This is a genomic window from Mesorhizobium sp. M1A.F.Ca.IN.020.03.2.1 (assembly GCF_004023205.1).
Taxonomy (GTDB): Bacteria; Pseudomonadota; Alphaproteobacteria; order Rhizobiales; family Rhizobiaceae; genus Mesorhizobium.
In genome coordinates this window covers 1-5,998 of sequence record NZ_RZSV01000291.1, presented here as the reverse complement: position 1 = coordinate 5,998, position 5,998 = coordinate 1, and the positions used below count along the sequence as shown (strand labels likewise).

At 63.4% G+C, this 5,998-nt stretch carries 5 protein-coding genes and 1 pseudogene; 1 reads left to right on the top strand and 5 read right to left on the bottom strand.

The window, feature by feature from the left end:
• From EOA79_RS28620 to EOA79_RS28605, 4 genes are all read right to left on the bottom strand, one after another.
• On the bottom strand, window positions 1-931 hold a 931-nt coding region (locus EOA79_RS28620), incomplete at its 3' end, for an ABC transporter ATP-binding protein (RefSeq protein WP_281060304.1).
• The gene (locus tag EOA79_RS28615) at window positions 931-1,854 is read right to left on the bottom strand and encodes a carbohydrate ABC transporter permease (RefSeq protein ID WP_095823518.1); all 924 of its coding nucleotides are present in this window, start codon (window positions 1,852-1,854) and stop codon (window positions 931-933) included. The genes EOA79_RS28615 and EOA79_RS28620, both read right to left, overlap by 1 nt.
• Window positions 1,855-1,867: 13 nt before the next feature.
• Window positions 1,868-2,761 carry a sugar ABC transporter permease gene (locus EOA79_RS28610; RefSeq protein WP_095823519.1) on the bottom strand — a complete coding sequence of 298 codons (894 nt, stop codon included), beginning with the start codon at window positions 2,759-2,761 and terminating at the stop codon, window positions 1,868-1,870.
• 85 nt (window positions 2,762-2,846) lie between these two features.
• A complete protein-coding gene (locus EOA79_RS28605) occupies window positions 2,847-4,085 on the bottom strand; it encodes an ABC transporter substrate-binding protein (RefSeq protein WP_127335161.1) in 1,239 nt (412 codons plus the stop codon).
• 383 nt (window positions 4,086-4,468) lie between these two features.
• On the opposite strand from EOA79_RS28605, the gene EOA79_RS28600 reads away from it, so the two are divergent.
• Complete coding sequence (locus tag EOA79_RS28600) at window positions 4,469-5,512, top strand: LacI family transcriptional regulator (protein ID WP_067318936.1); 1,044 nt, start codon at window positions 4,469-4,471, stop codon at window positions 5,510-5,512.
• Window positions 5,513-5,628: 116 nt separating this feature from the next.
• Here the strand turns inward: EOA79_RS28600 and EOA79_RS28595 are convergent.
• Window positions 5,629-5,998: pseudogene (locus EOA79_RS28595) on the bottom strand (NADP-dependent phosphogluconate dehydrogenase); the annotation flags it as partial.

Below are 5,998 nucleotides of genomic sequence, written 5' to 3'. Positions count from 1 at the left end.
GGGACTCGGCGGTGAACGGCATGGCCCTCGCCGCTTCGCCAAAAGCGATATGCTCCGGTCGGATGCCGAACACGCAGGGCTTGGCGGCGCGCCCGCCTTCGTTGTCGAACTGATAACGGCCGAGCGGCACCGAAACACCGTCGGCCTTGAACACCGGCGCGTCGCTTGCTTCCAGGTGCCCCTTGATAAAATTCATCGCCGGCGAGCCGAGGAAGCCGGCGACGAAGCGGTTGACCGGGCGATTGTAGATCGTCTGGGGCGCATCGAGCTGCTGGATGACGCCGCCCTTCATCACCGCGATACGGTCGGCCAGCGTCATCGCCTCGATCTGGTCGTGGGTGACGTAGATCATCGTGTTCTGCAGCCTGCGGTGCAAAAGCTTGATCTCGACGCGCAATTCCGACCGCAGCTTGGCGTCGAGGTTGGAGAGCGGCTCGTCGAACAGGAAGACGTCGACGTCGCGCACCAGTGCCCGCCCGATCGCCACGCGCTGCCGCTGGCCTCCGGAAAGCGCAGACGGCTTCCTCTGCAACAGCGGCTCGATCTGCAGGATCTCCGCCGCGCGCGCGATGCGTTTGGCGATCTCGTCCTTGGGCACGCCGGCGACGCGCAGGCCGAAGGAAAGGTTCTTCTCCACCGTCATCTGCGGGTAGAGGGCGTAGGACTGGAACACCATGCCGATGCCGCGATCCTTCGGCTCCTCCCAGGTGACATTCTTGCCCTTGATGAAGATGCGGCCCTCGGAGATGTCGAGCAGGCCGGCGATGCAGTTGAGCAAGGTCGACTTGCCGCAGCCGGATGGCCCGAGCAGCACGATGAACTCGCCCTCGGCGACGTCGAGATTGAGCGTCTTCAGCACCGACATGACGCCGAAATTCAGCGACAGGTCCTGGATCGAAACGCTGGGATTGGCGATCGCTGCTGCCATCATCATCCTTTCACCGCGCCGGCGGCGATGCCGCGCACGAAGAGCTTGCCGGAAACGAAGTAGACGATGAGCGGCACAAGGCCGGTCAGGATGGTCGCGGCCATGTTGACGTTGTACTCCTTCACGCCCTGTACCGAGTTGACGATGTTGTTGAGCTGCACCGTCATCGGATAGGTGTCGGGGCGGGTGTAGACGACGCCGAACAGGAAGTCGTTCCATATGCCGGTCACCTGCAGGATGATGGCGACGACGAAGATCGGCAGCGACATCGGCAGCATGATGCGCAGGTAGATGCCCCAGAAACCGGCGCCGTCGACGCGCGCCGCGCGGAACAGTTCCTCCGGCATGGACGTGAAATAGTTGCGGAACAGGAGCGTCAGGATCGGCATGCCGAAGATCGAATGCACGATCACGAGGCCGGTCAGCGTGCCGTAGATGCCGATCTCGCGCAGGATGATGACGATCGGGTAGATCATCACCTGATAGGGAATGAAGGCGCCGACGATCAGGATGATGAAGAAGGTGTCGGCGCCCTTGAAGCGCCAGTTGGCCAAGGCATAGCCGTTGACCGACGCGATCGCGATCGACAGCAGCACCGACGGCACGGTGATGCGCACCGAGTTCCAGAAGCCGCGCGACAGCCCGTCGCAATTGAGCCCGGTGCAGGCCTGCGACCACGCCTTGACCCAAGGCTCGAAGGTGATCTCCAGCGGCGGCGAGAAGATGTTGCCGATGCGGATTTCCGGCATGCCCTTCAGCGATGTGACGATCATCACGTAGAGCGGCAGCAGGTAATAGAGCGCCACGACGATCAGCGTGCCGTAGAGGAAGATGTTGCGGCGCGAGAGCACGTGCCGCGGCTTCGTTCCGCTCGGCCCCGATGCATCGCGCGACGAGGCTTCGCGCCGAAGAGCGTCACTGGACATGGAGGCAGCAGCTTCAGCCATGCTTCTTGCCTCCGAATTCGAGGTAGGCCCATGGCACGATGACGATCACCACCGAGAGCAGCATCATGGTGGAGGCGGCAAAGCCCTGGCCGAGATTCTGGGCGAAAAACATGTAGTCGTAGACGTATTTCGCCGGCACTTCGGAGGCGATACCCGGACCCCCGCTGGTCTGCGCCACCACAAGGTCGTAGACCTTGACGATGCCGGCGGCGATGATCACCAAGGTGGTGACAAAGACCGGCCGCATCATCGGAATGATGATGAAGACATAGGTCTTCCACATCGGTATGCCGTCAACCCGCGCGGCCTTCCAGATGTCCTCGTCGATGCCGCGCAGGCCGGCGAGCATCAGGCACATGATCAGTCCCGTGCCTTGCCAGAGGGCCGCGATCGAAATGCCGTAGATGACGATACTGGAATTGTAGAGAGGATCGAAGCTGAAGCTCGTCCAGCCGAGGTCGCGCACGACGCGCTGGATGCCGAAATCGGGATTGAGCAGCCACTGCCAGACCAGCCCGGTGACGATGAAAGAAAGTGCGAAAGGATAGAGGAAGATCGTGCGGAACGTGTCCTCGAAGCGGATCTTCTGGTCGAGCAATGCCGCGAGGATGAAGCCGATCACCAGCGAGAACAACAGCGAGATCACGCCATAGATCAAAAGGTTCTCGATCGACACCAGCCAGCGCGGCGTCGCCCATAGCCGGTAATATTGGTCGAGGCCGACGAAGTTCAGCCGCGGCAAGAGCTTCGAATTGGTGAAGGAATAGAGCACCGTCCAGGCCGTGCCGCCGACGAAGACGACCAGCGCGGTCAGGATCATCGGGATCGATGCGACCTTGGCGTTGAGGTTGCGTAAAAGCTGGTTGGGGCGTTCGCTGTTGCTCATCTCGGCAGCCGGGCTGGGACAATGAGGACATCACGCTCCCGACCCCGGATAGGCGGGGGCCGGGAGCTGGCGGGGGCGCCGTTGATCAGTCGGCCGACGCGATGATGTCGGCGAAGCGCTTCTGCGCCTCTTCGAGCGTCATGTCGGGCTTGGCGAAGAATTCGGAGAACAGATCCTCCTTCTGCTTCTGGCTGTCCTGCGACAAGAGCTGGTCGGTCCACGGGATCACCGCGCCTTTGGCGAGGATGGCGAGGCCCTTCTTCATGCAGTCGTTCGCCGTGTTGAGGTCGACGTCGCCGCGCACCGGAAGCGAGCCCTTCTTGAGATTGAAGGCGACCTGGGTCTTCGGGTCGAGCAGCGTCTCGGCCAGAACTTCCTGAGCCTTGGCCTTGTCGGCATCCTTGAGCAGTGGGAAGTAGAACGCGTCGCCGCCGGTGGCGATGACCTCGTTCAGGCCGAGGCCGGGCAGGCAGGTGTAGTCCTTGCCGGCGGTCTTGCCGGCGACCTGGAACTCGCCCTGCGCCCAGTCGCCCATGATCTGGCCGCCGGCCTTGCCGGTGATGACCAGATTGGTCGCCTGGTTCCAGTCCTGCACATTGGTGTTCTTGGCCATCTTACGGGCGTCGTCGGCGGCCTTGAACACCTTGGCGATTTCGGGACCGCCTGCGAATTTGGCGTCCTTGTCCCTGTAGACCTTGAGGAAGGCGTCGGTGCCGCCGACGGCGGCAAGCAGCACGTCGAAGGCGCCGGACGCCTGCCAGGGCTGCCCGCCGACGGCGAGCGGGATGATGCCGGCTTTTTCCAGCGCCGGCGCAGCCGCCACGAATTCATTCCAGTCCTTCGGCATCGGCACGCCGGCCTTCTGGAAGGCTTCGTTCGACAGCCATAGCCACTGCCAGGAATGGATGTTGACCGGCACGCAATAGATCTTGCCGCCGATGGTGCACGAGTCGAGCAGGCTCTTCGGCCGCACGATTTCCGTCCACTTTTCCTTGGTTGCGAGATCGGTGAGGTCGCGCATCAGCCCGGCCTGGACGAGCTCCTCCGCCTGCCGGCCGTGGTTGAACTGGGTGGCGCCCATCGGATCGCCGCCGGTGATGCGGCTGATCATGATCGGCCGCGCTGTGCCGCCGGAACCGGCGATGGCGCCGTCGACCCAGTGATTGCCGGTCGCGTCGAACGCCTTGGCAAGTTCGGCCACTGCCGCCGCCTCGCCGCCCGAAGTCCACCAATGCGTGACTTCGAGATCGGCCGCGGCCGCCGGTCCGGCGAAGTTCAGCGCGGCCGTCGCGGCGAACGCGGCGGTCAGGAATTTGTATCGCATTTCGGTTCCTCCCAGAATCTGAAACGTTACAGATTTTCGATACGGCAAATGGCCCTTATAGGCAACCCCTCGAATGGAAACGGCATGAGATTTCTTCGGGGCACGAACAAAATCCTCTCCAAAGGGCCTGTCGGAGAGTCGCTGGTGCGGCCAATTGATGCAAAAAGCAGAGGTAAATCGAGATTTCCTTATGATTCCAGCAGCTTTCAGCCCACCCCTGTGGCGCTGACCACAACGAGTGCGACCTGCCCGATGATCACCGGCGTTGGCAATCTGTAACGTTTCAGTATATTGCACCGTGTCATGGACTGAAAGCCGCGCAAATGGATGGGCGCGATTGCCGGCCGGCTTCGCGGCTGCTATGCGCCTGATGGGCGGGACGAATGGACAGACGAGCAACCGAGAAGGACGACGACACGTCGGCTAAGGGACGGCCGACGCTGAAGACGCTTGCCTTCATGACCGGGCTCGGCGTCACCACCGTCTCGCGCGCGCTGAAGGACGCGCCGGAGATCGGCGCCGAGACCAGGCGGCGCGTGCAGCTCGTCGCCAAGCAGATTGGCTATCGCCCGAACCGCGCCGGCGTGAGGCTGAGGACGGGCAAGACCAACGTCATCAGCCTGGTGCTCAACACCGAGCACGAGCTGATGAGCTTCGTCTCGGACATCATCTACGGCGTCACCGAGGTGATCGCCGACACGCCCTATCACCTGATCGTCACGCCCTATTCGCGCTCGCAGGACCCGCTGGATCCGGTGCGCTATCTGGTGGAGACGGGCTCCGCCGACGGCGTCATCATTTCACGCACGCAGCCCAACGACCCGCGCGCCCGCTATATGCTGGAACGCGGCATCCCATTTGCCACGCATGGCCGCACCGACATGGGGCTGGTGCATCCCTATCACGACTTCGACAACTATGCTTTCGCCGGCGAGGCGGTGCGCCATCTCGCCGGCATGGGCCGGCGCCGGCTGGCTCTGGTGACGCCGCCGGTCGGCCTCACCTATTACGACCACACGGTGAACGGTTTTGCCGATGCGCTGAGCGAAGTCGGCGCCAGCGAGGTGCCGTTCAACACCGTCTCCATCGACCACACGATCGAGCAGATCAGGATGCGAACTGCGCAGCTCATGCGCCGCGAGAGCCGTCCGGACGGCATCGTCAGCAGCGCCGCCGCCGCCACGCTCGCCGTTGTTGCAGGCATCGAGGACGCCGGCCTGAAACTCGGCCGCGATGTCGACGTGGTGTCGAAACAGTCCTCGGAACTGCTGCATTTGTTCCGGCGCGAACTGCTGGTCGTGAACGAGAATTTCCGGCTCGCCGGCTCCGAGCTTGCCCGCGCTGTGCTCGGCTGGATCGGCGGCAAGGAACCTGGCTCACTGCAATCGCTGAGCAAACCGAGCGAGGTCCTGCCCTATCGGGGTTGACTGGCGCGACTTGAGAGTCAGGTCAGGCCGAGTCGGCGGCTTCCGAGAACCGGAAGCGCGCTTGAGTAGCACCGGGAGCGCAGGAAGCCGCCTTTGCACCCTGGCATAACCTGACTCTAGGCGGCGCCGCTTCCCCACGGCCCATGGAACGCCCCCTGCTCGCCGATGCGCTCGAAACCGTGCGCGCCGAAGAAATCGCGCTGCGCCTGGATCAGGTTCGACGTGCCGCGGCCCTGGCGATAGCTGTCGAAATAGGCGAGCGCCGAGGACAGCGCCGGCACCGGTGAGCCGGCCTCGGAGGCTCGCGCCACGATGCGCCTGAGCGACGGATGCGCCTCCTTCATCATGGCGATGAAGGCCGGCGCCATCAGGAGATTGGTCGAGGCGCCGCCTGAGCCGAAGGCCTCCGCCATCGTGTCCAGCATCTGCGAGCGGATGATGCAGCCGGCACGCCATATCTTGGCACTGGTCGGCATCGGCAGGCTC